Annotated in this window: 20 protein-coding genes; 11 read left to right on the top strand and 9 right to left on the bottom strand. The window is 67.3% G+C overall.

Annotated elements, in window-relative coordinates:
• The first annotated feature begins 41 nt into the window (after positions 1-41).
• Positions 42-1,508: a phage tail protein gene (locus PQB87_RS18365; RefSeq protein WP_489243451.1), complete on the top strand. Its 1,467-nt coding sequence runs from the start codon at positions 42-44 to the stop codon at positions 1,506-1,508.
• Between the two features lie 101 nt (positions 1,509-1,609).
• On the opposite strand, the gene PQB87_RS18360 is transcribed toward PQB87_RS18365, so the two are convergent.
• Positions 1,610-2,797: a glycosyltransferase gene (locus tag PQB87_RS18360; protein ID WP_059487627.1), complete on the bottom strand. Its 1,188-nt coding sequence runs from the start codon at positions 2,795-2,797 to the stop codon at positions 1,610-1,612.
• 402 nt (positions 2,798-3,199) lie between these two features.
• Here PQB87_RS18360 and ispH point away from each other — a divergent pair, with 402 nt between their 5' ends.
• Both ispH and hpnH read left to right on the top strand, forming a co-directional pair.
• The gene (ispH, locus tag PQB87_RS18355; protein WP_059688065.1) at positions 3,200-4,141 is read left to right on the top strand and encodes a 4-hydroxy-3-methylbut-2-enyl diphosphate reductase; all 942 of its coding nucleotides are present in this window, start codon (positions 3,200-3,202) and stop codon (positions 4,139-4,141) included.
• 12 nt (positions 4,142-4,153) lie between these two features.
• On the top strand, positions 4,154-5,314 hold the full coding sequence (gene hpnH, locus PQB87_RS18350; protein WP_021158681.1) for an adenosyl-hopene transferase HpnH: 1,161 nt from the start codon (positions 4,154-4,156) through the stop codon (positions 5,312-5,314).
• A 237-nt stretch (positions 5,315-5,551) separates the two neighbouring features.
• On the opposite strand, the gene PQB87_RS18345 is transcribed toward hpnH, so the two are convergent.
• Together PQB87_RS18345 and PQB87_RS18340 are read right to left on the bottom strand one after the other, a co-directional pair.
• Positions 5,552-6,040, bottom strand: a complete 489-nt coding sequence (locus PQB87_RS18345; RefSeq protein WP_059688066.1) for a hypothetical protein — start codon at positions 6,038-6,040, stop codon at positions 5,552-5,554.
• A 223-nt stretch (positions 6,041-6,263) separates the two neighbouring features.
• Complete coding sequence (locus tag PQB87_RS18340) at positions 6,264-6,641, bottom strand: hypothetical protein (RefSeq protein ID WP_060067919.1); 378 nt, start codon at positions 6,639-6,641, stop codon at positions 6,264-6,266.
• Positions 6,642-7,142: 501 nt separating this feature from the next.
• Here PQB87_RS18340 and PQB87_RS18335 point away from each other — a divergent pair.
• From PQB87_RS18335 to PQB87_RS18325, 3 genes are all read left to right on the top strand, one after another.
• A complete protein-coding gene (locus PQB87_RS18335) occupies positions 7,143-7,496 on the top strand; it encodes a DOPA 4,5-dioxygenase family protein (protein WP_060067921.1) in 354 nt (117 codons plus the stop codon).
• A gap of 127 nt (positions 7,497-7,623) precedes the next feature.
• Entirely contained in the window at positions 7,624-8,055 is a 432-nt protein-coding gene (locus tag PQB87_RS18330; protein WP_111938711.1) for a nuclear transport factor 2 family protein, read from the top strand.
• Positions 8,052-9,464, top strand: coding sequence for an MFS transporter (locus tag PQB87_RS18325; RefSeq protein ID WP_489243450.1), 1,413 nt, complete (start codon positions 8,052-8,054; stop codon positions 9,462-9,464). The genes PQB87_RS18330 and PQB87_RS18325 overlap by 4 nt, the downstream gene beginning before the upstream one ends.
• Before the next feature lie 215 nt (positions 9,465-9,679).
• Here the strand turns inward: PQB87_RS18325 and trhA are convergent, their stop codons facing one another.
• On the bottom strand, positions 9,680-10,300 hold the full coding sequence (gene trhA, locus PQB87_RS18320; protein ID WP_021158676.1) for a PAQR family membrane homeostasis protein TrhA: 621 nt from the start codon (positions 10,298-10,300) through the stop codon (positions 9,680-9,682).
• A 196-nt stretch (positions 10,301-10,496) separates the two neighbouring features.
• Positions 10,497-10,883 carry an ArsR/SmtB family transcription factor gene (locus PQB87_RS18315; protein WP_153490405.1) on the bottom strand — a complete coding sequence of 129 codons (387 nt, stop codon included), beginning with the start codon at positions 10,881-10,883 and terminating at the stop codon, positions 10,497-10,499.
• A gap of 135 nt (positions 10,884-11,018) precedes the next feature.
• Between PQB87_RS18315 and PQB87_RS18310 the strand changes: the two genes are divergently transcribed.
• Positions 11,019-12,176, top strand: coding sequence for an MFS transporter (locus PQB87_RS18310; protein WP_489243449.1), 1,158 nt, complete (start codon positions 11,019-11,021; stop codon positions 12,174-12,176).
• A 116-nt stretch (positions 12,177-12,292) separates the two neighbouring features.
• Here PQB87_RS18310 and PQB87_RS18305 read toward each other — a convergent pair whose 3' ends face one another.
• The 3 genes from PQB87_RS18305 to PQB87_RS18295 all read right to left on the bottom strand — a co-directional run bounded on the left by PQB87_RS18305 (position 12,293) and on the right by PQB87_RS18295 (position 17,089).
• The gene (locus PQB87_RS18305) at positions 12,293-12,499 is read right to left on the bottom strand and encodes a YbdD/YjiX family protein (RefSeq protein ID WP_233344354.1); all 207 of its coding nucleotides are present in this window, start codon (positions 12,497-12,499) and stop codon (positions 12,293-12,295) included.
• A gap of 12 nt (positions 12,500-12,511) precedes the next feature.
• Positions 12,512-14,590: a carbon starvation CstA family protein gene (locus PQB87_RS18300; RefSeq protein WP_021158673.1), complete on the bottom strand. Its 2,079-nt coding sequence runs from the start codon at positions 14,588-14,590 to the stop codon at positions 12,512-12,514.
• Positions 14,591-14,842: 252 nt separating this feature from the next.
• Complete coding sequence (locus PQB87_RS18295; RefSeq protein WP_258403529.1) at positions 14,843-17,089, bottom strand: carbohydrate-binding protein; 2,247 nt, start codon at positions 17,087-17,089, stop codon at positions 14,843-14,845.
• A gap of 294 nt (positions 17,090-17,383) precedes the next feature.
• Between PQB87_RS18295 and PQB87_RS18290 the strand changes: the two genes are divergently transcribed.
• On the top strand, positions 17,384-19,696 hold the full coding sequence (locus tag PQB87_RS18290; RefSeq protein WP_489243448.1) for an ATP-binding protein: 2,313 nt from the start codon (positions 17,384-17,386) through the stop codon (positions 19,694-19,696).
• A gap of 138 nt (positions 19,697-19,834) precedes the next feature.
• On the opposite strand, the gene PQB87_RS18285 is transcribed toward PQB87_RS18290, so the two are convergent.
• Entirely contained in the window at positions 19,835-22,744 is a 2,910-nt protein-coding gene (locus tag PQB87_RS18285; RefSeq protein WP_489243447.1) for a glycosyl hydrolase family 18 protein, read from the bottom strand.
• Positions 22,745-23,111: 367 nt separating this feature from the next.
• On the opposite strand from PQB87_RS18285, the gene gbpA reads away from it, so the two are divergent.
• The 3 genes from gbpA (at position 23,112) to PQB87_RS18270 (ending at position 25,703) form a co-directional block, all read left to right on the top strand.
• Positions 23,112-24,509, top strand: coding sequence for an N-acetylglucosamine-binding protein GbpA (gene gbpA, locus PQB87_RS18280; RefSeq protein ID WP_233344367.1), 1,398 nt, complete (start codon positions 23,112-23,114; stop codon positions 24,507-24,509).
• 269 nt (positions 24,510-24,778) lie between these two features.
• Complete coding sequence (gene gspG, locus PQB87_RS18275) at positions 24,779-25,219, top strand: type II secretion system major pseudopilin GspG (RefSeq protein WP_059688073.1); 441 nt, start codon at positions 24,779-24,781, stop codon at positions 25,217-25,219.
• Positions 25,194-25,703, top strand: a complete 510-nt coding sequence (locus PQB87_RS18270; RefSeq protein ID WP_233344368.1) for a transglycosylase SLT domain-containing protein — start codon at positions 25,194-25,196, stop codon at positions 25,701-25,703. Before gspG ends, PQB87_RS18270 begins: the two co-directional genes overlap by 26 nt.
• Positions 25,704-25,705 lie beyond the last annotated feature (2 nt).

Raw genomic sequence — 25,705 nt, 5'->3', positions numbered from 1 at the left:
GCAGCGGTTAAAATCGCGGGTCTTACGCAGAGAAGACACGCATGAACCTGAACGATCAGATCGCTTCGCTCACCGTGGGCGTCGATCAGCTGCTCCACGATCACCACGCCGCGCAACAGGCGGCCCGCAGCGCGGAAGCCTTCGCGCGCGCCGCAGCAGCGGAAGCCCGGGCCGCGGCAGAGCGTCACGCCGCCGCGGAAACCGAAGCGCAGGCCGCCGCGCAACGCCATACGGCCGCCGCCGCCGAAGCCGAGGCCGCGCAGCAGCGCCACGCCAGCGCGACCGCTGCCGCCGAAGCCGCCGCCCAGCGTCATACCGATGCCACCGCGCAAGCCGAAGCCGCCGTGCAACGCCATGCGGAAGCCACCGCGCTGACCGAAGCGCTCGCGCAGCGTCACGCGGATGCCGAAGCGGCATCGCAGCGCCACGCGGCAGCGATCGCCGAAGCCGAGGCCGCCGCGCAGCGTCATCACGCCGCGGCCACCGAAGCCGAAGCCGCCGCGCAGCGCCATGCGGCCGCGACCGTCGAAGCCGAGGCCGCCGCGAAGCGTCACGCGGACGCGACCGCCGAAGCCGAAGCGGCCACGCAGCGCCACGCGGCCGCCATCGCGGAAGCCGAAGCCGCCGCTCGGCGCCACACGGCCGCGATCGCCGAAGCCGAAGCGCTCGCGCAGCAGCACGCGCAGGCGATCGCGGAAGCGCAGGCCGCCGCGCAGCGTCACGCCGACGCCACCGCCGAGGCCGAAGCCGTCACGCAACGCCATACCGAAGCGATCGCGCAGGCCGAGGCGGCCGCGCAACGCCACGCCGATGCCGCCGCGCAGGCCGAGGCCGTCACGCAACGCCACACCGAAGCGATCGCACAAGCCGAAGCGGCCGCGCAGCACCACGCGAAGGCCATCGCCGACGCCGAGGCGCTGGTCGAGGCCGTCGTCAAGGAAGCCGCGACGAGCGCGGTGGCCGCCACGGCCGTTGCGGCGGAAGTCGTCGAACCCGCGCCGGCCGACTCGCCCGCGGCGGAACCGGCCGTGAACGCGCCCGCACCGGCCGTGGCCGAAGCGGCGGAGGCAACGACCGACACCGGGACGGCAATCGTCGCGACGGCGCAAGCCGAGACGCCGGTTGAAAGTGAAGTCGAAGCCGAAGTCGAAGCCGACGCCGCCAACACGCCGGCGCCGTCCGACAAATCGACGCTGCACGTGTCGCGTCCGACGCAGAACGAACTCACGCTGACCATCAACGGCGAATCGATCACGCTGCATCCGGAGCAACTGGGCCAGTTGATCGAGGAACTCGCGCATGCGCGGGCGTCGATGCAGCCGGAGCCGCCGCCCGGCATCCCGGCCGGCTGGCGCTTCGTGACGACGAAGAACCCGATGATGGCCGTGCAGAAGCAGTCGAACGGCGACCGCCTGCTGGTCGCCCGTCACACGGGCTACGGCTGGGTGCCGTTCACGTTCTCGCCGGACGTCGTGGTCCAGATGTACATGATGCTGACCCAGCGCTAGGCACCGGCAGGCAGCCCCGCCGAAAACGAAACAGCCCGACCGTTTCCACGATCGGGCTGTTTGCTTTCCGGCCGCCGGGAGGCACGCCTCCCGGGATGCGCTCAGCGATCCACCGGCGCCTGCACGCGGGCCTTCCACTGGCCGCCCTTGCCGCGCCAGTAGCGCCACGCGGACGCGAACGTCGCGCCGACATAGAACAGCGCGACGAGCGGCAGCGCGGGCGCCCACAGCGGCGAGCGCCGGTAGTAGCGCAGCATCGGCGCATACGCGGCGCACATCGACGCCCACGCGAGCCACGCCGGCCATGCGCGCGCGCCGTACGCGAGCGCGGCGGCGGGCGGCACGAGATAGATGATCGTCATCCCGAGCAGCGTGCCGGCCAGCAGCAGCGGCGAATAGTGCAGCTGCGTGAACGCCGTGCGCGCGATCATGTTCCAGATGTCGCGCCAGCTGTCGTACGGACGCAGCGACACGCTGCGGTCGGCCAGGTCGAGCCGGATCGGGTGGCGGCCGCTGCCGCGGTGCTTGATCTGCGCGGCCAGGCTGCAGTCGTCGATCAGCGCGCCGCGGATCGACTCGATGCCGCCCGCTTCCTCGAGCGCCGTGCGCTTCACCAGCATGCAGCCGCCCGCGGCACCGGCCGTCCGGTTGCGCGGGTTGTTGATCCACGAGAACGGGTAGAGCTTCGCGAAGAAGAACACGAACGCCGGGATCAGCGCCTTTTCCCAGAACGAATCGCAGCGCAGCCGCACCATCAGCGACACGAGATCGCGGTTCTCGGCCTGCGCGCGCGTGACGAGCTGCGCGACGGCATCCGGCGGATGGCCGATGTCGGCGTCCGTCAGCAGCAGGTAGTCGGCCGGCAGGCCGAGCGCCTGCACCGCGGCGATCCCCTGCGACTGCGCCCACACCTTGCCCGACCAGCCGGCCGGCAGCGGCTTCGCGGCCAGCACCGTCAGCCGGTCGGCGCGGTTGATGGCGAGCGCGGCCGCGCGGGCGGCGTCGGCGGTGCCGTCGTCGCTGTGGTCGTCGACAATGATCAGATGAAATTCGCCCGGGTAATCCTGCTCGAGCAGCGAAGTCGCCGCCCGGGCGATCACGTCGGCCTCGTTGCGCGCCGGCACGACCGCGACGACGGCCGGCCAGCCGGCCTCGGCCGCGGCGCCGCGCGCCTCGGGCGGCAGCGGCCGCGCGGGCACCGCGCGCCAGAAACCGCCACGCGCGACGAGCAGCACGATCCAGATGATCAGCGACAGCCCGGACACCAGGAAAGCGAGAACCAGCATCATCGGCGCGCCTCCTGCCGGGCGCCGGGTTCGGCAAAATCAATAGGGGTCAGGAACAAAGCGCCCGAAACCGCACGGGCGGCCGGGTAATACGCGTAAGAATCGACGGTCATCGAATGGCCTTGAAATGAGCGCGACGCCGGGCAGCCGGAGCGGCTGCCCGCGAAACCGCATAGTTTACTGGGTTCCGCACGCGCCAGCGCCGACGCGGCTCTCCCGCAAATGCAACACGGCAGACACAGCACCAAAGCAAGGACGGCCCGATAGAGTTAAAATGCGCGATTAATTCGGGGTTCCGGGGCCTGGCCGGCCGGTTCGTTCCTGCCTTCATAACATCAAGCCGGGGCGAGCGAGCGAGTGCCAGCTCCTCGAACCCCGGCGTCTGTCGTCGGAGTTCGCTCACTTATGCGAGTCATCCTTGCCCAGCCCCGCGGCTTTTGTGCGGGAGTTGTCCGTGCGATCGAGATCGTCGATCGCGCGCTGCAACAGCACGGTGCGCCGGTCTATGTGCGTCATGAGATCGTGCATAACCGGCATGTCGTCGAAAACCTGCGTGATAAAGGGGCGCGATTCGTTGAGGAACTCGACGAGGTGCCCCACGGCGCTGTCGCGATCTTCAGCGCGCACGGTGTCGCCCAGACGGTCGAGCGCGATGCGGAAACGCGCGGGCTCGACGTGCTCGACGCCACCTGCCCGCTCGTCACGAAAGTGCACGTGCAAGGCCGCCAGTACGTCGCGGCGGGCCGCCGGCTGATCCTGATCGGCCATGCGGGCCACCCGGAAGTCGAGGGTACGATCGGCCAGATTCCGGCCGAGGTGATCCTCGTGCAAAGCGAAGCGGAAGTCGATACGCTGACGCTGCCCGTCGACACGCCGGTCGCGTACATCACGCAGACCACGCTGTCGGTCGACGATACGCGCGGCATCATCGAAGCGCTGCAGCGCCGGTTCACCGACATCGTCGGCCCGGACACGCGCGACATCTGCTACGCCACGCAGAATCGCCAGGCTGCCGTGCGCGAACTGAGCGAACAGGTCGACGTACTGCTCGTGGTCGGTGCGACGAACAGCTCGAACTCGAACCGCCTGCGCGAGATCGGCACCGAAAGCGGTGTGCCGAGCTACCTCGTCGCCGACGGTTCGGAAGTCAAGGCCGAATGGTTCGCGAATGCGACGACCGTCGGCCTGACCGCCGGGGCGTCCGCGCCCGAGGAAATGGTTGAAGATGTAATCGGCGCGTTGCGCGCGCTGGGCCCCGTCGACGTCACGACGATGGCGGGCCGTGAAGAAAAAGTCGAATTCAAGTTGCCGGCGAAGCTCACGCAAGCTGTCGCCCGCGAAGTTTAAGGAGGACATCTCTTGTCTATTCCGCTGCTCCAGCAAGTCCGCGTCGGCGCGTACATCACGCGCCAACACCTGTCCGGCAACAAACGCTATCCGCTCGCGCTGATGCTCGAGCCGCTGTTCCGCTGCAACCTCGCTTGCAACGGCTGCGGCAAGATCGATTACCCGGATCCCATCCTGAACCAGCGCCTGTCCGTCCAGGAATGCCTGGAAGCGGTCGACGAGTGCGGCGCACCCATCGTGTCGATCGCCGGCGGCGAGCCGCTGCTGCACAAGGAAATGCCGGAAATCGTCCGCGGCATCATGAAGCGCAAGAAGTTCGTCTACCTCTGCACGAACGCGCTGCTGATGGAAAAGAAGATGGACGACTACCAGCCGAGCCCGTACTTCGTCTGGTCGGTCCACCTCGACGGCGACGCGCAGATGCACGACCACTCGGTGTCGCAGGAAGGCGTGTACGACAAGGCGGTCGCGGCGATCAAGGAAGCGAAGCGCCGCGGCTTCCGCGTGAACATCAACTGCACGCTGTTCAACGATGCGATCCCCGAGCGCGTCGCGAAGTTCTTCGATACGCTCAAGCCGATCGGCGTCGACGGCATCACCGTGTCGCCGGGCTACGCGTATGAGCGCGCACCGGATCAGCAGCACTTCCTGAACCGCGACAAGACGAAGAACCTGTTCCGCGAGATCCTGAAGCGCGGCGAAGGCGGCAAGCGCTGGTCGTTCAGCCAGTCGTCGCTGTTCCTCGACTTCCTGGCCGGCAACCAGACGTACAAGTGCACGCCGTGGGGCAACCCGGCGCGTACGGTGTTCGGCTGGCAGAAGCCGTGCTACCTGGTCGGCGAAGGTTACGTGAAGACCTTCAAGGAACTGATGGAAGACACGAACTGGGACAACTACGGCGTCGGCAACTACGAGAAGTGCGCGGACTGCATGGTCCACTGCGGCTTCGAGGCGACCGCCGTGATGGACACGATGGCGCATCCGCTGAAGGCGTTCGCCGTGAGCCGCAAGGGCATCAAGACCGACGGCCCGTTCGCACCGGACATTCCGATCGACAAGCAGCGTCCGGCCGAGTACGTGTTCTCGCGCCACGTCGAGATCAAGCTCGAGGAAATCCAGCGCGCCGGCAAGGGCAAGCTGCAGAAGCCGGCGAAGCCGGCAGCCGCCGCTTAAGCGCGTTTCGCCACGCGGGGGCCTTGCCTCCGCGCCGGCGGGAAAAAAGAAGCGCCACGGAGCCTGCTCCGTGGCGCTTTTGTTTTGGGCCGAGGTGTCGAGTCGCGTTCCGCCGTCGCCCTATGGCCACGACAGGCTGCGACAGCCGTGCAATCGCTGCTTCGGCGATTAACGGCCGCCGTGCCGGTGCGGCCGGCCCTGTCTCCTCCAGACTCCCGGCAAAACCAATGCGAGACGCTACGCGGCCAGCGATTCGGCCGCGTGCATGCGGATCTTCTCCGCCGCGCCCGCGACGAGCGCCGGCTGGCCGCTCGACGCGAACGCGCAGACGTGCTCCCACAGCTCGGCCAGCCGACGCCGCGTGAGCGTCGTGACGCACGCGTCGTTCGCCGCGAGCACATGCTCGAGCACCGCGCATTCGTCGTCGTGCAGCGTCCATGCGCCGCCTTGCGCCGCGCGTGCCACGCCCGCGTCGAGCGCGCGCTCCGCGTCGACGCACAGGTCGATGTCGGCATCCGCGCACACCGCATCGTCGAGCGCCAGGAACACCAGGTAGACGCTCGTGCGCAGCCGCATCAGCAGCGCCTCGTTGCCATGCCCGCCGCGCAGCGCGACGAGCGCCATGTGGCATTTCAGCGAGATGTCGCGCGCATGCACCGGCGGCAGCGGCAGCAACCACTCGCGGGTCAGCGGCACGTGGCGGCGGTGCTTCCGGGAACCCTTCATGACGGGCTCCCGCTTGCGGGCGCATCGCTCGCCGCGACGGCCGGCCACGCGGTACGGCACGCAACGGCAGCACGGTGCGCAAGGCGGCGGTGTTTCGCGCGACGTCGCGCGCCGCGCGCATCGTCCCGCCGCTGCGACGCTCGCGCGGCCGGCAGCCGGCGCAGCGCCGACGCGCGCACGACGCAGGCAAATCGGATCGGGCAAGCCATGCTCGTCTCCTGCATCAGAACGTGTTCTCGCCCTTCAGGTAGTACGCGGTCTTCACGAAGAACGCCTTGACCGGATGGCCGCCCTGCGCGTCGCGTGCGGCGCGCGCCTCCATCTCGGCCCGCTCTTCGCGCGACCGGTCCGGCACCGGATTGTGGACACGTTCGAGCGCACGCTGCATCGCGAGCGGATAGTTCTGGTTGCCGGCCGACGTCGCGCGATAACCTGCGCGCGTCATCTGCATCAGTTGCGCGTTGGTTTCGGCACGCGCCGCCGACCAGCTCGACAGCGAGGCATTCGATGCCCCATCGGAAACGGCCGACTGCGCAAAGCTGACGGCGGGCAGCGCAACGAGTGCGCAGGAAAGTACAGCAACGGGAACGAGGGATCGCATAGTGGCCTCCAGGTGGTTGTCCCCGCATCGATCGTGTTCGACGATGCGTTGAAAGCATCGTATGTCGCGCTGCATGCCGCTTGAATAGCCGATTCCGCAATTGATATTTTCGGCTTCGGAATTCGGTGCGCGAATCACGTCATGCGCGAATCCCGCCCAATCGGAATTTCTTTATTTCATTCAATGCCCTGATCGCATTTGTTCAGACGATCCGAGGCCGTGCACACAGCGCTTTTTCAATTTCCGAAATGACGTGTTGCCGATGCGATCGCAGCGGGCGCACCTTCCGGCAAGGCTTCCGGCGTGATATCGCGCGTGCGGATACCCGCGGATATCTCAAACCGCGGCGTTGCCGGATCGAACGGTTCTCGTGATTCAGGACAAGCATCGCATCCGGATTGCCGGATAGCGACACGACGTGCGCGGCAAGGACGCGCGATAATCACGCATCGGCCGTTTCGCACGGCACCTCATGCATTCCCATTTTTATCGAGTCCTTCCATGGCTGCCCTCGACACCACCGCCATCCACAGTTGGCATGCGCACGTCTATTTCGATGCGGCCAGCCGCGACGCCGCGTGGGCGTTTCGCCAGGTCGTCGACGAACGGTTCGGCGCAATCATCGAACTCGGCCGCTTTCACGAACGCCTCGTCGGCCCGCACCCGGCGTGGTCGTACCAGATCGCGTTCGACACCGCGCGCTTCGACGAAATCGTGCCGTGGCTCGTGCTGAACCACGGCGCGCTGGATATCTTCCTGCATCCGAATACGGGCGACGAACTGCGCGACCATCGCGATTGCGCAGTGTGGATCGGGAAGTCGTACGTGCTGAATCTCGACGCGCTGGCCGGATAACAGCCGAAAATCGGCCGGAAAGCGCCGCCTTCGCCGCGGCGGCATCCACGTTTCGGGTCGACGTGAAACGTCCCGCGACGGCGCGCTCATACAGTGGGTTCCGTTATCGACACTTCCGGAACCCGCCATGACACACCCCGATGCCAATGCCCGGCACATTTACGAAGGCTGGCACGCGGCCGTCGTCGCGCGCGACGTCGATGCGCTGATGGCGCTGTATACCGACGACGCGGTGCTCGAAACGCCGCTGATCGTCGTCACGCTGCCCGGTCACGGCTCAGGCGTGCTGCACGGCAAGGCCGCGATCGGCGCGTTCTTCGCGGCCGGCCTGCGCAATCCGGGCAACCGGCTCGGGCGCTGGTACCGCACCGGGTTGTTCTTCTCGAACGGCCGCCAGCTCACGTGGGAATATCCGCGCGCGACACCGGAAGGCGACCAGGTCGATCTCGTCGAAGTAATGGACCTGCGCGACGGGCTGATCGCGCATCATCGCGTGTACTGGGGATGGGTCGGCTTGCTCGCGCTGCGGGCCGCCGCGCCGGCGCCCGACCACGCATGACGGCCGCCGCGCCGAACCGGGCCGCGGCCCGCCGCGTGCTCGCCGCGACCTGCGTGAGCTACACGCTCGTGCTGCTCGACGCGTCCATCGTCAACGTCGCGCTCACCGATATCGCCCACACGTTCGGCAGCCGCATAGCCGGCCTGCAGTGGATCGTGAATGCGTACACGCTCGCGTTCGCGAGCCTGCTGATGACGGGCGGCACGCTCGGCGACCGGCTGGGCGATCGCACCGTCTATGTCGCGGGGCTCGCGATCTTCGTCGCCGCATCCGCGCTATGCGGCATCGCGCCGAGCCTCCCGGCGCTCGCGATCGCCCGCGCGCTGCAAGGCGTCGGCAGCGCGATGCTGGTGCCCTGCTCGCTCGCGCTGCTCAACCGCGCGTTCCCCGAGCCGGCCGCGCGCGCATCGGCAATCAGCCTGTGGATGGGCTGCGGCGGCATCGCGATGGCGTCGGGCCCGCTGATCGGCGGCCTGCTGATCCACCTGTCCGGGTGGCGCAGCCTCTTCTTCGTGAACCTGCCGCTCGGGCTTGCCGGCATCTGGCTCGCCCGCACGGTCACGCGCGCCGCCGGCGACGCGTCGCGACATTTCGACTGGGGTGGCCAGGCCGCGGCCATCGTCGCGATCGCCACGCTGATCGGCACGCTGATCGAAGGCCCGTCGCTCGGCTGGCGCTCGGCGCCGATCGTCGGCGGCGCGGCGACGAGCGCCGTCGCGTGGGTCGCGTTCATCGCGATCGAAGCGCGGCGCCGCGAACCGATGCTGCCGCTCGCGTTCTTCCGCAACCGGCTGTTCGCCGGATCGACGTTCGTGTCGATGGCATCGGCGTTCGTGTTCTACGGCTTGCTGTTCGTCCTCAGCCTGTTCTATCGGCAGATCCGCGGCGCGAGCCCGCTCGACACCGGGCTCGCGTTCCTGCCGATGACGGCGATGGTCGCGCTCGGCGGACTGTGCTCGGGCAGGCTCGTTGCACGCTTCGGTGCGCGCGGTTCGATGTGCGCCGCGTTCGCGCTCTATGCGGCCGGCGCGCTCGGGATGACGCGCATCGACGCGGCGACACCGGCGTGGCTCGCCGTCGCGCCGATGCTCGCGATCGGCTTTGCATCGGGATTCATCTCGCCGGCCGCGACGTCGCCGGCGCTCGGGACGGTCGACCGCCGCCGCGCGGGCGTGGCGGCGGCCGCGCTGAACGCGGCGCGGCAGAGCGGGTCGGCGCTCGGTGTCGCGATCTTCGGCGCGTGCATCGCGACCGTGCAGCCGTTTCCGGTGGCGATGCGGGTGACGTTGCTGGCCGCCGTGGCGATATCCGCGTCTGCGATGCCGATGTGGTGGATCGCGGCAAGAACAGGCAAGGCACCGAAAGTCGGCGCTCGCACGGCCGGGATTCGTGTCGCGGAAGGCGAGTAGTTCACTCGCCCGACGCGACAGCGTGTCACGACGAACAGCGCCGCGCGCCGGCGGATCTTCCTGGACACGCCCCCGGGTTCATCGCGATACGTCGACTTCCGCGTTGCGAACACGACGACCTCGCGTGCCGGTGCGCCGACATGCGTGGGCCCGATGCCGGTACGATCGTCGATCAGCGACCGGTCGACACGGCGGCGGCTGACGCCGCCGTCCGCTCACGCAACGTACATCGCGACACTGACGAACTGGCACAGGCTGCCGGCCAGCACGAACAGATGCCAGATACCGTGCCCGTGGCGGATGCGTTCGTCGTTGATGAAGAAGTAGATACCCGCGCTGTAGATGAGGCCGCCGGCCACGAGCCATGCGGTGCCGACCGGCGGCAGCGCGTGGATCAGCGGACGTACCGCGACGAGCGCGAGCCAGCCCATCGCCACGTACAGGATCATCGACAGCATGCGCGTGCGCCGCCCGAGCGTCAGTTCCTGCACGATACCGAACACGGCCAGCCCCCAGCTCACGCCGAACAGCGACCAGCCCCACGGGCCGCGCAGCGTGACCAGCGTGAACGGCGTATAGCTGCCGGCGATCAGCAGGTAGATCGCCGAGTGGTCGCACTTCTGCAGGATGGCTTTCAGGCGCGGGCTACGCACGCTGTGGTACAGCGTCGAGATCGCGTAGAGCACGCAGAGCATCGCGCCGTACACGCTGAAACTCACCACCTTGTAGGCGTCGCCTTCGAGCGCGCCCATCGTCACCAGTGTTACCAGCCCCGCCACCGATAGCACCGCGCCGACGAGATGGGTAATGCTGTTGAAACGCTCACCGGCATGCACGACGGGCTCCTCCTGTGCGGGTTCATCGGGGTGAATGGTTCACATGATACCGGCCGGGAAACGAAGCCGGGTTGCAGGCAGATCAAGCCCGGCACTCGGACGGCGCCGCGGCGCCGCGCGCCCGGCGCGTCACGCTCGCCGCCGCATGGCGAACCGGCGCATCCCGCCGGGCGGCTCATCCACCCTCCACCAGCCGTCAACCGTCGCTGTCTGCCGGCGGCGCCCACTCGGCCACGAGCTTCAGCAGGCCGGGAAAGCGCAGATCGAGATCTTCCGTGCGCACGCGGCTGCGCCGCTCGAGCCCGTATTGACGCTGGCGCAGCACGCCCGCGTCGCGTAACGCCTTGAAGTGATGGGTGAGCGACGATTTCGGGCGATCGAAGCCGAACCAGCCGCAAGGATGGTCGTAAGCCTCGGATTCCAGCATCAGTTTCCGCACGATCGTCAGTCGCAACGGATCGGCCAGCGCGCCAAGAATGGTTTCGAGCCGAAGCTCGGCCACGCCCGGCTCCGGCAGCGGATCGGGCAAGTCCGCGGGCGCCGGCACGAGGCCGGCCGCCCGTTCAGGGTGGGTTCGTTTCATGTCCGCAAGCATATCACCCTGTACGAGTTTTTTCGAACTAAGCTATAGTTCGAAAAAACTCGTACAAGGAGCGCATTCATGTCCGACACCGCCGTCCCCCAATCGCGACCCGCGGGCTCGCGTTCCGTGCCCCGCATGGCACACGCCGCCTGGATGGTCACCGCCGTGTTCATGCTGTCCAACTCGCCGACGCCGCTGTACGTGTCCTGGCAGCGCGCACTCGGTTTCTCGTCCGGCACGCTGACCGTCATCTTCGCGCTCTACATCGCCGGCCTGCTGGGTACGCTGCTCGTCGCCGGCCAGCTTTCGGACCGTTACGGGCGCAAGCCGGTCCTGCTGCCCGGCCTCGCCGCGGCGCTGATCGCGTGCGCGTTGTTCGCGACCGCGTCGTCCGTCGCCATGCTCGCGGTCGCCCGCTTGCTGACGGGCATCGCGGTCGGCGTGATCGTGTCGGCGGGCATGGCGTCGGTGATCGATCTCGCGGGCACCGAGCGGCGCAAGGCCGCGCTGCTCGCGTCGGTCGCCATGGTGCTCGGCGCGGGGCTCGGGCCGTTGCTCGCCGGGATTGCCGCGCAAACCACCGCGCATCCGGTCGCCCTCGTCTTCGGCGTCGAGTTCGTGATCCTGCTGAGCGCGTTGGCCGTCGCGCTGCGGCTGCCGCGCAACCAGCCCGTGCAGGCGCCAGGCGACGCGCCGCCGCTACGTCTGCCGTCCGTGCCGGTTCACAACCGGCGCCATGTCGCCAGCGGTGTCGCCGTGTTCGGGCCGGGCATCACCGCGACCTCCTTCGTGCTTGCGTTGGGTCCGTCGTTGCTGGCACGCCTGCTTCACGTGCGCAGCCCGCTGCTCGCGGGCGGCATGGCCTGCGCGATGTTCATCGCCGCTACCGGTGTCCAGTTCGTCGCGCGGCGCGGATCGATCCGTGCGACGTTCGTTGCCGGCACGGTCGCCACCACGCTGTCGATGGTGATGCTGTGCGTCGCCGTGCATGCGTCGTCGGCCGCCGTCCTCGTCGCGGCGGCGCTCTTCGCGGGCGCGGGACAAGGCCTCGGGCAGCTCGGCGGCCTGACGCTGATCGGCCTGCACGTACCGGACGCGCGGCGCGCCGAGGCGAACGCCGTCATGAACATCGGCGGCTACCTCCCGGCGGGACTGATGCCCGTGATGACCGGGTACGCGATCGACCGCGTCGGCTTCACGGCAGGCGCGACCGGTTTCGCCGTCGCCTTGACGCTGATCGCGCTCGCCGCGGGGGCCGCCGCGGTGCTTGCGCTCCGTCACGACAACGACTGACGGCCGCACGCGGCGGCATGCGTTGCACGAGCCGGTCGCCTTGCGGCGACATGAAAAAAGGCGTCATGGCTTTCACGCCATGACGCCTTTTCGTTCTTTCCTGCCGTTTCAACCGCTCAACAGCACTTCCCTGCTCCCGACCCATACCGCGCATTCTGGCGCTCGCGGAAGAATTCCTCGTACGTCATCGGCTCGCGGTCCGGATGGGTCTCGCGCATGTGCACGACGTAGGTGTCGTAGTCGGGCAGGCCGACCATCAGCCGCAACGCCTGCCCGAGGTAACGCCCCGCGCTGCGCAGGTCGCTGCCAAGATCGCTGAACATCGCGGCCTCCCCTTAACGTCCGCTGCCGAGCGCCTGCGCGGCCGGCATCGCTTCGTACGGCGTCTCGCGCACGGTCGGCTTCGACTCGCGGCGCGCGCGCAGCACGGCGAGCACGCCGTACACCGCGATCGCCACGACGACGAAGATGAACAGCCCGGCCAGCGCCGCGTCGATGTAGTCGTTGAAGATGATCCGCTTCATCTGCGCGATCGACTTCGCCGGCGCGAGCACCTTGCCTTCGTCCACCGCGGCCTGCAGCTTCGCGGCGTGCGCGAGGAAGCTGACCTTCGGGTTCGCGTCGAAAATCTTCTGCCAGCCGGCGGTCAGCGTGCAGATCAGCAGCCACACGGTCGGCACGATCGTCACCCACGCATAACGCTCGCGCTTCATCTTGAACAGCACGACGGTGCCGAGCACCAGCGCGATCGCGGCCAGCATCTGGTTCGAGATGCCGAACAGCGGCCACAGCGTGTTGATGCCGCCGAGCGGATCGACCACGCCCTGGTACAGGAAGTAGCCCCACGCGGCCACGCACAGCGCGGTGGCGACCAGGTTCGCGGGCAGCGACTCGGTGCGCTTGAGCGCCGGGTGGAACGTGCCGAGCAGGTCCTGCAGCATGAAGCGGCCCGCACGCGTGCCGGCGTCGACGGCCGTCAGGATGAACAGCGCCTCGAACAGGATTGCGAAGTGATACCAGAACGCCATCATCGCTTCGCCGCCGATCACCTGGTGCAGGATGTGCGCCATGCCGACGGCCAGCGTCGGCGCGCCGCCCGCGCGCGCGATGATCGTCGTTTCGCCGACGGCCTTCGCGGTCTGCGTCAGCATGTCCGGCGTCAGCACGAAGCCCCACTGCGTGACCGTGTTGGCCACCGCTTCCGGCGTCGAGCCGAGCACGGCCGCCGGTGCGTTCATCGCGAAGTAGATGCCCGGCTCGATCACGCACGCGGCAACCAGCGCCATGATCGCGACGAACGATTCCATCAGCATCGCGCCGTAACCGATGAAGCGCGCGTTGGTTTCGTTGTCGATCAGCTTCGGCGTCGTACCCGACGAGATCAGCGCATGGAAGCCCGACACGGCGCCGCACGCGATCGTGATGAACAGGAACGGGAACAGGTTGCCCGACCACACCGGGCCCGTACCGTCGACGAACTTCGTCAGCGCGGGCATCTTCAGTTCCGGCGCGACGACGAGGATGCCGATCGCGAGGCCGAGGATCGTGCCGATCTTCAGGAACGTCGACAGGTAGTCGCGCGGCGCGAGCAGCAGCCACACCGGCAGCACCGATGCGACGAAGCCGTAGCCGATCAGGATCCACGTGAGCTGCGTGCCGGTGAACGTGAACCACGCGGCGAGCGTCGGCGAATCGTGCACGTGCTGGCCGAACGCGATCGACGCCATCAGCAGCACGAAGCCGATGATCGACACTTCGCCGATGCGGCCCGGACGGATGTAGCGCGTGTAGACGCCCATGAACAGTGCGATCGGAATCGTCGCGGCGACGGTGAACGTGCCCCACGGCGAATTGGTCAGTGCCTTCACGACGATCAGCGCGAGCACCGCGAGGATGATCACCATGATCAGGAACGCGCCGAACAGCGCGATCACGCCGGGCACCGTGCCGAGCTCCATCTTGACGAGGTCGCCGAGCGAACGGCCGTCGCGACGCGTCGAGATGAACAGCACGATGAAGTCCTGCACCGCGCCGGCGAACACGACGCCGGCCAGGATCCACAGCATGCCGGGCGTGTAGCCCATCTGCGCGGCGAGCACGGGCCCGACGAGCGGGCCCGCGCCGGCGATCGCGGCGAAGTGATGGCCGAACAGCACGTACTTGTTGGTCGGCACGTAGTCGAGGCCGTCGTTGTACTTGACGGCCGGCGTCATCCGCAGCCCGTCGAGCTGCATGACCTTGCTGGCGATGAAACGGCTGTAGAAGCGATACGCGATCAGATACACGCAGACTGCGGCGATCACGATCCAGAGGGCACTGACGCGCTCGCCGTGTGCGAGTGCGATCGTGCCGAACGCGAACGCGCCGAGCAGCGCGACCGCAATCCAGAGCAGGGTACTGGAAGCCCGATTCATGGCGTCTCCTGGTCTCCAATGTGTTTTTGAGTGGATGCGGCGAGGCGCCGAACCCGCGTGACGTCGATGCGTCGTGCCGCGGTCTCGCAAAGGCCGCGGCGATGGGCCGTAGTATTCCGTGTGACCGGGGAGGCTTACAAGCGGTTAACTACGTATGCGGAGCTACGTAGAATTACGTAGAACCGCGTGCCGGCCGAACCGTGTGCGGCAGCCGGACGGGTGCTTCGCCGCCCGTCCGGCGCGCGCCCTCGATCATTTGACCTTGCACTGCGCATGCATGTTGGCCGCCTCGAATTCGCGCCACGGGCCCCATTCGCCGCCCTGGCCGGGCACGTCGCCCAGCACCCACCAGCCGTTCATCCAGCGCTTGCCGGCGTAAGCGACCTTCTGGCAAGGGGCGGCGTAGGTCCGCTTCGGATCCCATGACTCGATCGCCTCGCCGGCATCGGCCTGGACCGTCACACGGTGCGTGGCCACGGACTGGCGGTTCAGCACATCGGTCACCGTCACGCGGAAGTCATATCCGCGCTCGCTCCCGGCCTTCGGCGCGACGAAGCTCGCCGTCGCTCCCTGCTGGCTGAGCTGCACGCCGGGCGGGCTCGTCCACGCATACGACAGGCCCTTTCCGGTCGATTGCGCGCTCGACAGCGTGACGCGTTCGCCGCCCACGGCCCGTGTCGGGCCGGCGATCGACGCGCCCGGCGGCGCAATCGCCTCCTGCGCCTTCACCTTGAGCACGTGCGTCGTGCTGGCCGCATACCCGTTGCCGTTGATCACGGTCAGCCCGAACGCGTATTCGCGATCCCGGTCGGCCGGCGGGACGACCACGCTCGCACTGCTGCCGTTCTGCTCCAGCGCAACGCCTGCCGGCGCGTTCCACCGGTATTGCAGGCGATCGCCGACCGATGCGTCGCCGGACAACGTGACCGTCGTGTTCGCATCGGCTTGCGCGGGCCCCGTGATGGCGGCCTCCGGCAGCAGCACACCATCGTTCTTCACGGTGACCACGGCGCCGTCCGGCCCGACCGAGTTCACCGTGACGATCTTGCCGGACAGCGTGTCGTGCAGCGCGTGACCCGGCATCAGCGGGGCATCCTTCATGCCGCCCGCGCTGCCGGGCGTCGTATCCACCAGCGTATTCTGCAGCGTACTACCCTGATACCTGACGCTCCTCACGATCACGCCGTTGACGAACGGATCGTCCGCCTTCCAGTCGTCGAAACCGCGCAGCGGCTGCCGGAATTCGAGCCACAGCTGCGTGCCGTCGCTGCGCGCGATGCGATAGCCTTTCGCACCCGCCTGGTCGCCGAACAGCGGCATCAGCCGGTAGGTGCCGGACGCGCGAATTTCCGGCACCTGGGCTTGATCGAGCCAGCCGGAGAACAACTGGTAGCTGCCGGGATAAAGGCGACGGCCGCCGCCGCCGACGGTGTCGGACGGATCGTCGACCTTGCCCGTGCGGCACGCGGCACCCACCTGCACCGTGCCGCCGACGGTCGGGCAGTTGATCAGCGAATCGGGGTGGGACGCGCCGAGCGAATGACCGTATTCGTGTGTCCACATCCAGTATCCGTGGCCATTGCCGTTCGACAGGATCCAGTTGCCCGGCTTCGCCGCCAGCCCCGCCCAGTTGCAGCTGCCGAGCTTCGAGAAATCGACGAGCAGGTAGTCGAATCGCGCCGGATCCGTGCCCTGCGCCAGCGCGGCCTTGCGGGCCGAGTCGAGCAACGCGCCCGAGCTGCAGGTTGCCGGGCGGGCGCCCAGGTCGACGTCGCCGAGCACCGTCCCGCTCAGCGTGGCCTTGCCGTGGGACGCCACTTCGATATAGCGGCGCAGCGACGAATAGTCGTCGCCGTTGCCGAACACGGCCTTGCGGATGATCTCGGGATCGTTCGCCGTGGCGTCGCTGAAGCGCGCGGTCAATACCAGCGCCGTCTTGCTGCCCATCAGCGGGCGCTGCGGCAGCGCAATCGTCGCCGCCGACACCCACGCCGCCGATGCCTCGCCGCGGGCGAACTGCATCGCGACACCCTGGCTCCCGGCCCGGATCGCGAGCACTTCGTCCCGCCCCGTCGAGATCCGGTACGCGTTCAGCATGCCAAGACGGCCGGCCGGCCCCGTCTCGAAGCGCCACTGGGACGTCTTCGCGTCGCCGCCGGCACACGCATCGATCGACACGCCGCCCATGCCGGTATTGCCGGCCTGGGTGCGCAGGCACATGTCCTGGCCGCGCGCCTGCGTGGCCCCGGCATTGCGGATCTGGTAATACCCCCCGCTCGGCACGAACGCCCAGTCCTGCGCGGCGGCGCCGTCGCAGGCCGCGACGACGGGATCGGCGCTGCCCGGCTGCCACGCGAGGCATTGCTCGACACCGTCCTGGTAGTGCTTGATGGGCTCGTAGGCGGGGGCAGCGGATGCGCCTGACGGTATCAGCAGGGCTGCGATGGCCGCTGACAGGGCTGTCAGCGCGAGAGTCTGGTTAAGAGGCTTCACGATCATGGGATAACATTCGGCGCAAGCGGCGCGCATTGAAAGGAGTCCCCATTGTTCCGGCGCCCCGCTCCCCGCTCAAACATCCTCAACTCATTCTCAACGCGTCGACCGGCGCCGCCGGTTCCGTTCCGGAACGATTTCGCTCCGCCGCATGCTCCGGAGCGGCAAAAACAACGCTAGACTCTCCCGACGGGAAAAACCGCATGGCGCGAACCGGCAAGCATCGTTTGCCCGGGGCGCCCGGCGCCGCAGCATCCCGGTCGACATCCAACAACATCTTGTTCGGGGAGACGCCGCCCTATGCTCGACAGGCTCCGCCAGGTTCCGGGAATCGCAGCGTCGGCACGCCCGTCCACATGGCTGCTGCTGACCGGCGTTGCCGCGCTGGCGGCACTGAGCTGCACCGCCGCGGTCGAGACGCTGCTCTCGCCCGTGGATCGACTCTACTGGCACGTCGTTTCATCCGGCATCGATCGCGGGCCGCGCGACAAGGTCGCGGTGATCATGGTCGACAAGAAGACGCTCGCCGAACTGGGCGACAGCGGGAGCTACACGCGCACGGCCTATGCGGGGGTGCTGGATCGCGTCGCCGGCGCGTCGAGCGTCGTCCTCGACATGACGATGATCTCGCCGGCGCAGGACGACGGGTTGCTGGCGGCCGCGATCGCGAGGCACGGCCGCGTGGTATTGCCCGCCCAGATGTCGCCGGTTCACAACAGGGCCGATACCGTGATCCTGCCGGCGCGGTCGCTGCGGGAAGCGGCCGCGGCGATCGGCCAGCGCAGCGTCGTGCTGAGCAGCGACCATCTGGTGCAGGGCATCGTGCCCTATGTCAAAAGCAGCAGCGGCGACGAAATTCCTCATGTCGGTCTGCAGGCGATCCGCGTCGCCAACGTGCCGCTGTCGGACAGCGACGTGCGTCGCCACGTGCAGCCGCATGTCACCCGGATGGGAAGAGTCGAAGACGGCACGATCCTGCTGGGCCTTCCGTTGCGCTTCGACCTCGCGAGCTACTCGTTCGTCGACGTGCTGAAGGGCCGCGTGCCCGCGTCGGCATGGCACGGCCGCATCGTGTTCATCGGCGACGGGATGTCCGAGATGACGGGCGTGTTCTATCTGTCGACGAGAAGCGGCGGCAGGGTGAGGCGTGTCGAGGTCGATGCGCTCGCCACCGAAGCGTTGCTCGACGGCCACCTGATGCGGCGCGTGCCGGCCGGGATCCAGCTGGTCGTCAGCATCGCGGTCGCGATCGGCATGCTGCTGATCTGCTTGTTCGTGCCGGGCCGACGCATGTACGGATTCGCGCTGGCGTGGCTGGCTGCCTACGTCGCCGGCGAAACGGCGCTGCTCGTGTACGGCGCATACTGGACACCGGTCGGGCCGTTGCTTGCCGTGTGCGTGACGATCTTCGCCGTCTGCGGCTGGCGGCGGGCAGGCAGCCTGCGCGCCGCGCTGATGAAGGAATACCGCGGGTTGCGCGGGCTGGCGGGGCGGCATGCGTTCGCGGGCCTTGCGAAAACGGGCGACGCCGACGATGCGGCGCCGACGGACGACGATGTCGCGCAGGCGATGTCGCTCATCCGCGAATGGCAGTCGACCTACGTCGAAGTGATCCATACGCTGCCTTATCCCATCTTCGTCGAACAGGACGGCAGCCTGCTGATGTGCAACGAACGTGGCAACGCGATGCTGAAATCGATCGACGTCGACAGCGATGCGGCCGCCCGGCAGGTGATCGGCATCGCCTACGACAAAATCCTCGCCGCGAAGAAAACCGGGCGGATCCACTCGGCCGAACTCACGCTGAATGCGCGCACGCACATGATGATGGTGACGCCGTTCGGCGACGGCGATCCTCATCGCTCCACGGCCAGCATGATCTGCCTCGTCGACATCCACAACATCACGGCGGCGGTCGAAAGCGACCGCATGACACTGCGCCACATGGCGCACGATCTTCGCAATCCGCTCTCGACCGTGCTGTCGCTGCTCGAGCAGCACAGCGTCAGCAACGGTTCGACCGATCCCGATTTCCTCGCGGACCTGCACAAGCTCGTCGACTACAGCTTGCGCGTCGCGCAGGATTTCACCCAGCTCTCGCGCGCGGAGCATCTCGACCAGAGCGCCTACATACCGGTGTCCGCGAGCGACCTGGCGATGGAAGCGGTCGATCAGGTCTGGCACAGTGCCGGCGCGAAGCGGATTCGCGTCGAGGGTCCGCATGAAGACGGCGACGAAGCGTTCGTGCTCGGCAATCGCGACATGCTGCTCCGCGCGCTGACCAACCTGCTCGACAACGCGATCAAGTATTCGGACGAAGGCACGGTCGTCGACGTGTGGATCACCTCCGACGAGCGCCACGTCTCCATCGCCGTGGCGGACAACGGCATCGGCATCCCGGCCGAGGCGATGCCGCGGCTGTTCGAGCCGTTCTTCCAGGTGAACGGCACGTATCGCGATGCAAGCGGCGGCGTCGGGCTCGGGCTGCCGTTCGTCAAGACGGTCGTCGAGCGCCACGGCGGATCGATCGACGTGACGTCCGCGCCACGGCAAGGCAGCCGCTTCACCGTGCACTTGCCGATGACCCGCGCGGGCACGGACGCCGCCGCATAGCGGCCCGGCGGCCGCCAAAAACAAAAACCCCCGCACGAGGCGGGGGCGAGGCCGGCATCGGTCGATGCCGGTTCGAGGATACGGGTTCGGCGCCGGTCCGGGCTTGCGCCGCGGCCCGGCGTAACCGGGGAGTGTGCGTCAGTCCTTGTGTTCCTCCCAGGCCTGATCCCACGCGGTGCCCTTGCCGGGCTCATATGCCCAGGCAGCCATCGAGCACCAGTTGGTGTACGGGAACGGCTTGCATCGGTACAGCTTGCCGTTGTTCGACACGATGTCGCCGGCGCCGTACTTGGTGCCTTCCTTGTACTGCGGATGGTTGCCGCCGCTTTCGCCGCCGCCGTTGCCGCCGTTGCCACCGCCTTCGCCGTTGCCACCGTTGCCGCCGCCTTCACCGTTGCCGCCATTGCCACCGTTGCCGCCGCCTTCACCGTTGCCGAAGACCGTCCACGCATCGTTCCACGCGGTGCCCTTGCCCGGTTCGTAGGCCGCCGGTGCACCCGAGCACCAGCCGCTGTACGGGAACGGCTTGCACTGGTACAGCTTGCCCTGGTTCGACACGACGTCGCCGGCCTTGTACTGCGTACCGGCCTTGTAAGCCGGGTACTGGCCGCCTTCGCCACCGTTGCCGCCACCACCGTTGCCGCCGCCCGTCTCCGTCGCCTTCACGAGCACCGTGTGCTGCGCGGTGGACGACAGCTTGCCGTCGCCGACCTTGACCGAGAACGTGAACGACTGGTCCTTCGCAAGCTTCGGCGCGGTGAAGCGCAGCGTCGCGCCGGAAGGCTGCGCGTCGATGCCCGACGGCGCCGTCCACTGGAACGTCAGTTTGTCGCCGTCCGGATCGGTCGATTTCTCGGCCGACAGGGCCACGGCCTGACCGCCTTCCGCCTGCGCCGGACCGCTGAGTCGCGCGACCGGCGGACGGTTTTCGGCCGGCGGCGGCTCGACCGACGCTTCGGCCTGCGCGGTCACGACGACCTGCGCGGCATCCTTCAGCCCGGCCGGGTCGGTCACCGTCACACGGAAGGTGTAGCGGGTGTCCTGCTTGACCGCCGGCACGTCGACCGTCGCCTTCGCACTGTCCGGACTGCCGATCTTCAGTGGATCGCCGCCGATCTGTTCCCACTTGAAGGTCAGCTTGTCGCCGTCGGGATCGCGCGACTTCGACGCGTCGAGCGTCACCGTCTGCGGCCCGGTGACCGTCATGGCCGTGCCCGCGTTCGCGAGCGGCGGACGATTCTCCGCGCCGCTTCCGCCGTCGCCGTGGCCGAGACCTTCGTGCATCGCGTTCAGGATGTCGCCGTTGTCCGCGTCGATTTCCCACGAGAACATCCCGCCGAGCTGCTGCTTGCGCACGTAGTCGCCCTTCGCGTTCACCGAGCGCGGATCGTCGAACGTGAGGAGTTCACCGGTGCTCTTGTTGAACACGTACGGCGCCTCGGCCGTCTGGTCGTAGTGGTACTCGTAGCCGTTGATGCCCGCGTTGTTCGGGCCGATCATCTCCGCCTTGAGCTTCTTGTAGTCGAGAATGCCGGCTTCCCACTGCCCCTTGTGCGGCCCCTTCGCGGTGCCGGTGAACGGATTGCCGTCGGTATAGCCCGACACGCCGTTCCAGCCGCGAGCGTATGCCGCCGCGCCGACGACGAGCTTCTTCGGATCGACGCCCTGCGCAAGCAGCGCCTTGATCGAGTTGTCGGTCGTGTACTTGGTGTCCGGTTTCCACGCGGGCGCGTGCAGGGCCGTCTGGTGACCCAGCTCCGTCAGGCTGAACGCACCGTAGTAGTCGTACGTCATGTCGAAGATGTAGTCCATGTACTTCGTGGCTTCCTTGTAGTTCACCACGTCGATCTTGTCCTTGCCCGCGCCGATCGCCGACGTCAACTCGTAGGTCTTGCCGGTGTCCGCCGACACGCGGTCGAGCATCTGCCGCAGTTCCTTCATCAGCGTCACATACAGCGCGCCGTCCGTCTGCGGATTGCCGATCGCGCCGTTCGCGCCCTTGCCGCCCGGGAATTCCCAGTCGATGTCGACACCGTCGAAGAACTTCCAGGTGCGCAGCAACTGCTCGGTCGAATCGACGAACACCTTGCGCTTGGCCGGGTCGTGCAGCTGGAAGAACGGATCGGACAGCGTCCAGCCGCCGATCGACGGCAGGATCTTGAGGTCGGGATTGCGTTTCTTCGCGGCCATCATCTGGCCAAGCACGCCCTTGAGCTTCGAGTTCGCGGTCTGGCCGGGCAGCGTCATGCCCATCTCGCCCCACGTATCGTGGATCGCCACGCTGAAGTCGGGCAGCCCCGCGCACGTCTGCTGCAGCGCGCGGAACGAATTCGGTACGTCGCGCGCGAGCGACGCGTTGATGTTCGCTCCGCCGCAGATCGGCACGAAGCCGTACAGCATGTGCGTGAGGTTCTCGACCGGCACGTTGTCGACGTTGAACTTGCGGTCGTAGACCGACCACGTCGCGAAGTAGGTGCCGACCACCGAGCCGGACGTGTTCTTGAAACGCTTGTGCGCCTTGCTCGCGTTGTCGGGCAGCGTATCGGCCAGTTCCGGAATCGTGTCGAACACGACCACGTCGATCGGCGCGCTGTCCGTCGACGCGCCGTTCGCGTCGATCACCCGAACCTGCATCTTCTTCACGCCCGGCGTCTTGACGTTGGCGACGACGGTGCCGCTCTGGGTGCCGCCAGGCGTCAGCTTGAGTTCCGACGCGGCATCGACCGCGCCGTCGACCACCGCGACCGCCTTCACCGCGGTTCCGTTGCTCCAGATGTCGAACGGCAACGGCACGTCGACCTTCTTGTTGAGCTTGATGAGGTCCTTGTAGGGCGCGGTGCCCGCTTTCTGCAGATCGATCTCGACGAAACCGTGCGGCTTCGACGTGATTTCGTATTGCTTGAGACTGGGCTTGCCGGGGGCGGCGAACGCGGCGTTCGCGAAACACAGCGCGCTGGCCGTGGCGATCGTCGCGAATGCAAGCGTCTGGGTGCGGCCGGATGCACCGCCGGTACGCGACGGATTGAGGTTGAGTTTATTCAGGCGCAATTTGAGGATCGTCCTTGAGAAATTGAAAGAGTGTCTGAATCGACCGTCGCATTGTTTTTTCCCCGCCGCCCCGTGCCAATCAATCTCAAGGATGTCTCAAGAAATGCGGGCTTTTCATAAGCCGGAAGCCGGATTCTTGATGAATCGTTCAGGAAGATTCCCGCCCCCGCCGCGCTCGCGGAAACTGCAACCCGTGTCGCATCCCGCTCGATGCACGACGCGCAAACGCCGGGCACCGTGCCGGCTTCGATCAACCGCTCTTTCGAAAGCAGTACCGACAGATACGATCCATCTCCTACACACCATGAACAAACACACCGCGAGCCGAACGCTCTTCAAACTTTCGCCGCTGGTCGCATGCGCATCCATGTTCTTCGCGCAACATGCGTTCGCGCACGGCTACCTCTCCGATCCGCCGTCGCGCAACCTGATGTGCAGCTCGAAGCAGGGCCCGGCGCAAAACTTCAACTGCGGCTCGGTCACATGGGAACCGCAAAGCGTCGAAGGCAAGCAGGGCTTCCCTCAGGCCGGTGCGCCCGACGGACAGATCGCAAGCGGCGGCGTCGTGCAGTTCAGCGAACTCAACGAGCAATCCGTCGACCGCTGGAAAGCCAACGACATCAAGCCGGGCGCGCACCAGTTCAACTGGACGTTCACCGCGCCGCACGTGACGAAGAACTTCAAGTACTACCTGACGAAGCAGGGCTGGAACCCGAACCTGCCGCTGACGCGCGACCAGTTCGACCTGACGCCGTTCTGCACGGTCGACGGCGGCATGCAGAAGGCCGACGCGATCGGGCCGCACAACTGCACGATTCCGTCGGACCGCACCGGGCATCACGTGATGCTGAGCACGTGGCACGTCGGCGACACGGCCGGCATGTTCTACAACGTGGCCGACCTCAACATCAAGGCGGACGGCGGTCCGACCGACCCGGGCAAGCCGAGCTGGTCGTCCGTCGGCACCATCGCGCCGACCGTCGACCTGAAGGCCGGCGACAAGGTCATGAACCGCGTGTTCAAGTCGGGCGGTGAAGTGCCGTCGATGAAGACGACCGTCACGATCGGCACGGCCGAACAGGGCGAACGCAACATGTGGCCGATGCTGCTCGCGAAGGAAATCAACCGCGTGCAGTCGGCCAGCCTGCTGGCAGGCATCGAGCGCGACGGGCGTATCGAGCCGGGGCTGGGCGCGAACAGCGTGTTCGCCAAGAGCGGCAGCGGCATCGTGCGCACGGAGACGACGGTCGAGAAGAAGCCGGAATCGGGCATCGACGAAGGTTTCAGCGTCACGAGCAACCCCGAATTCAAGATCGAGAACGGCAAGGCCACCGCGAAGTTCTTCTTGAAGTTCAATCACACGAAGGACACCAGCGTCACGATGAAGGTGTACGACGCGGCCAATTCGCTGGTCGGCTCGAAGTCGGCAACGATGCGGATGCAGGGCGACCTGAGCGTCGACATCGCGAATGCGAAGGCCGGCGCGCACACGGCCGTGGCGACGTCGCAGATCGAAGGCGGCACGCTGAAGCAGGAAACCGTCACGTTCAAGCTGACCGGCGGCACGGGCGGCGGCGAAGGCGCGCAGTGCCAGGCCGCGTGGAAGCAGGGCACGGCCTATACGGGCGGCGCGAAGGTGCAGCACGACGGCCGCACCTACGAGGCGCGCTGGTGGACCCAGAACGACGTACCGGGCTCGCCCGCGACGACCGGCGCCGATCACTCCGGCAAGGTCTGGAAGGATCTCGGCGCATGCAGCAAGTAAGGATTCCAGCATGAATCCCGCGAGCCGCACGCCGTTGGCGTGCGGCTCGCCCGTCCTCGACGGGCGCATGCGCGGCGCGTTTCGAAGTTTGTTGAGACATCCTTCATGAAAATTGCCGCGCCTGCGTCGCGTTTGCAAAATGACGTCATCAAGCGGCGCCCGGGCTCGGACAAGCCCCTTCCCCACAGCGCGCCATTCATCAGTCGTCCGCAATACGACGACACTCCGACCCGCGAATCGCGTCGGAACTTCAACCGAGGGCATACAACGTGAAATCGAACTATCCGAAATGGACAAAGAAACGAGGCCAGCGTGGCTTCACCTTGCTCGAATTGCTGGTGGTGCTGCTGATCATCGCGCTGCTGGCAGGTTATGTCGGCCCGAAACTCTTCTCGCAGGTCGACAAGGCGAAGGTTCGCTCGACCGAATCGCAGATGAAGACGCTCGGCGACGCGGTCACGCAGTTCAGGCTCGACACGGGCCGCTATCCGAGCGCCGACGAAGGGCTCGATTCGCTGGTCAAGCAACCGCAGAACACCGACGGGTGGAACGGCCCCTATCTCGCGAAGGCCGTGCCGAAGGACGGCTGGGGCCGGGCCTATCAGTGGAACGTGCCGGGCCGCGACGGCGAGGCGGAGATCGTGTCGCTCGGTCGGGACGGTCGTGTCGGAGGGAGCGGCAACGATGCGGACCTCGTCTACGGCATGTAAGGGCCTGCGTCGCTGGACCGTCGCGGCGGCGATCGCCGTCTGCGCGTCCGGTGCCGCAGCCAAGGATTGCTTTACCCAGGCAGCCGAGCGGCACGGTATCGATCCGCTCCTGCTCGTCGCGATCGCGAAAGTGGAATCGTCGCTGAATCCCCGCGCGATCAATTACAACCGCAACGGCACCTACGACATCGGGCTGATGCAGATCAACAGCTCGCACCTGCCGCGATTGATCAAGACAGGCGTCACGCACAAGCGCCTGATCAGCGAGCCCTGTACGTCGATCGACGCCGGCGCGTCGATTCTCGCCGGCTTCATCGAACGGCACGGCTACACATGGAATGCCGTCGGCGCCTACAACGCCGGATCGTCGGAGAAGCGCGGACCGGTGCGCAAATCGTATGCAACCAAGGTCTGGCGCGAGTACCAGACGCTGACCCGCGATCGCGCCGCCAGCCTGGCGTTGCTCGACGAATGGCGGAGGTAGCC

Source organism: Burkholderia sp. KL41, from assembly GCF_057005415.2.
This window is presented reverse-complemented; position numbering and strand designations above follow the sequence as displayed.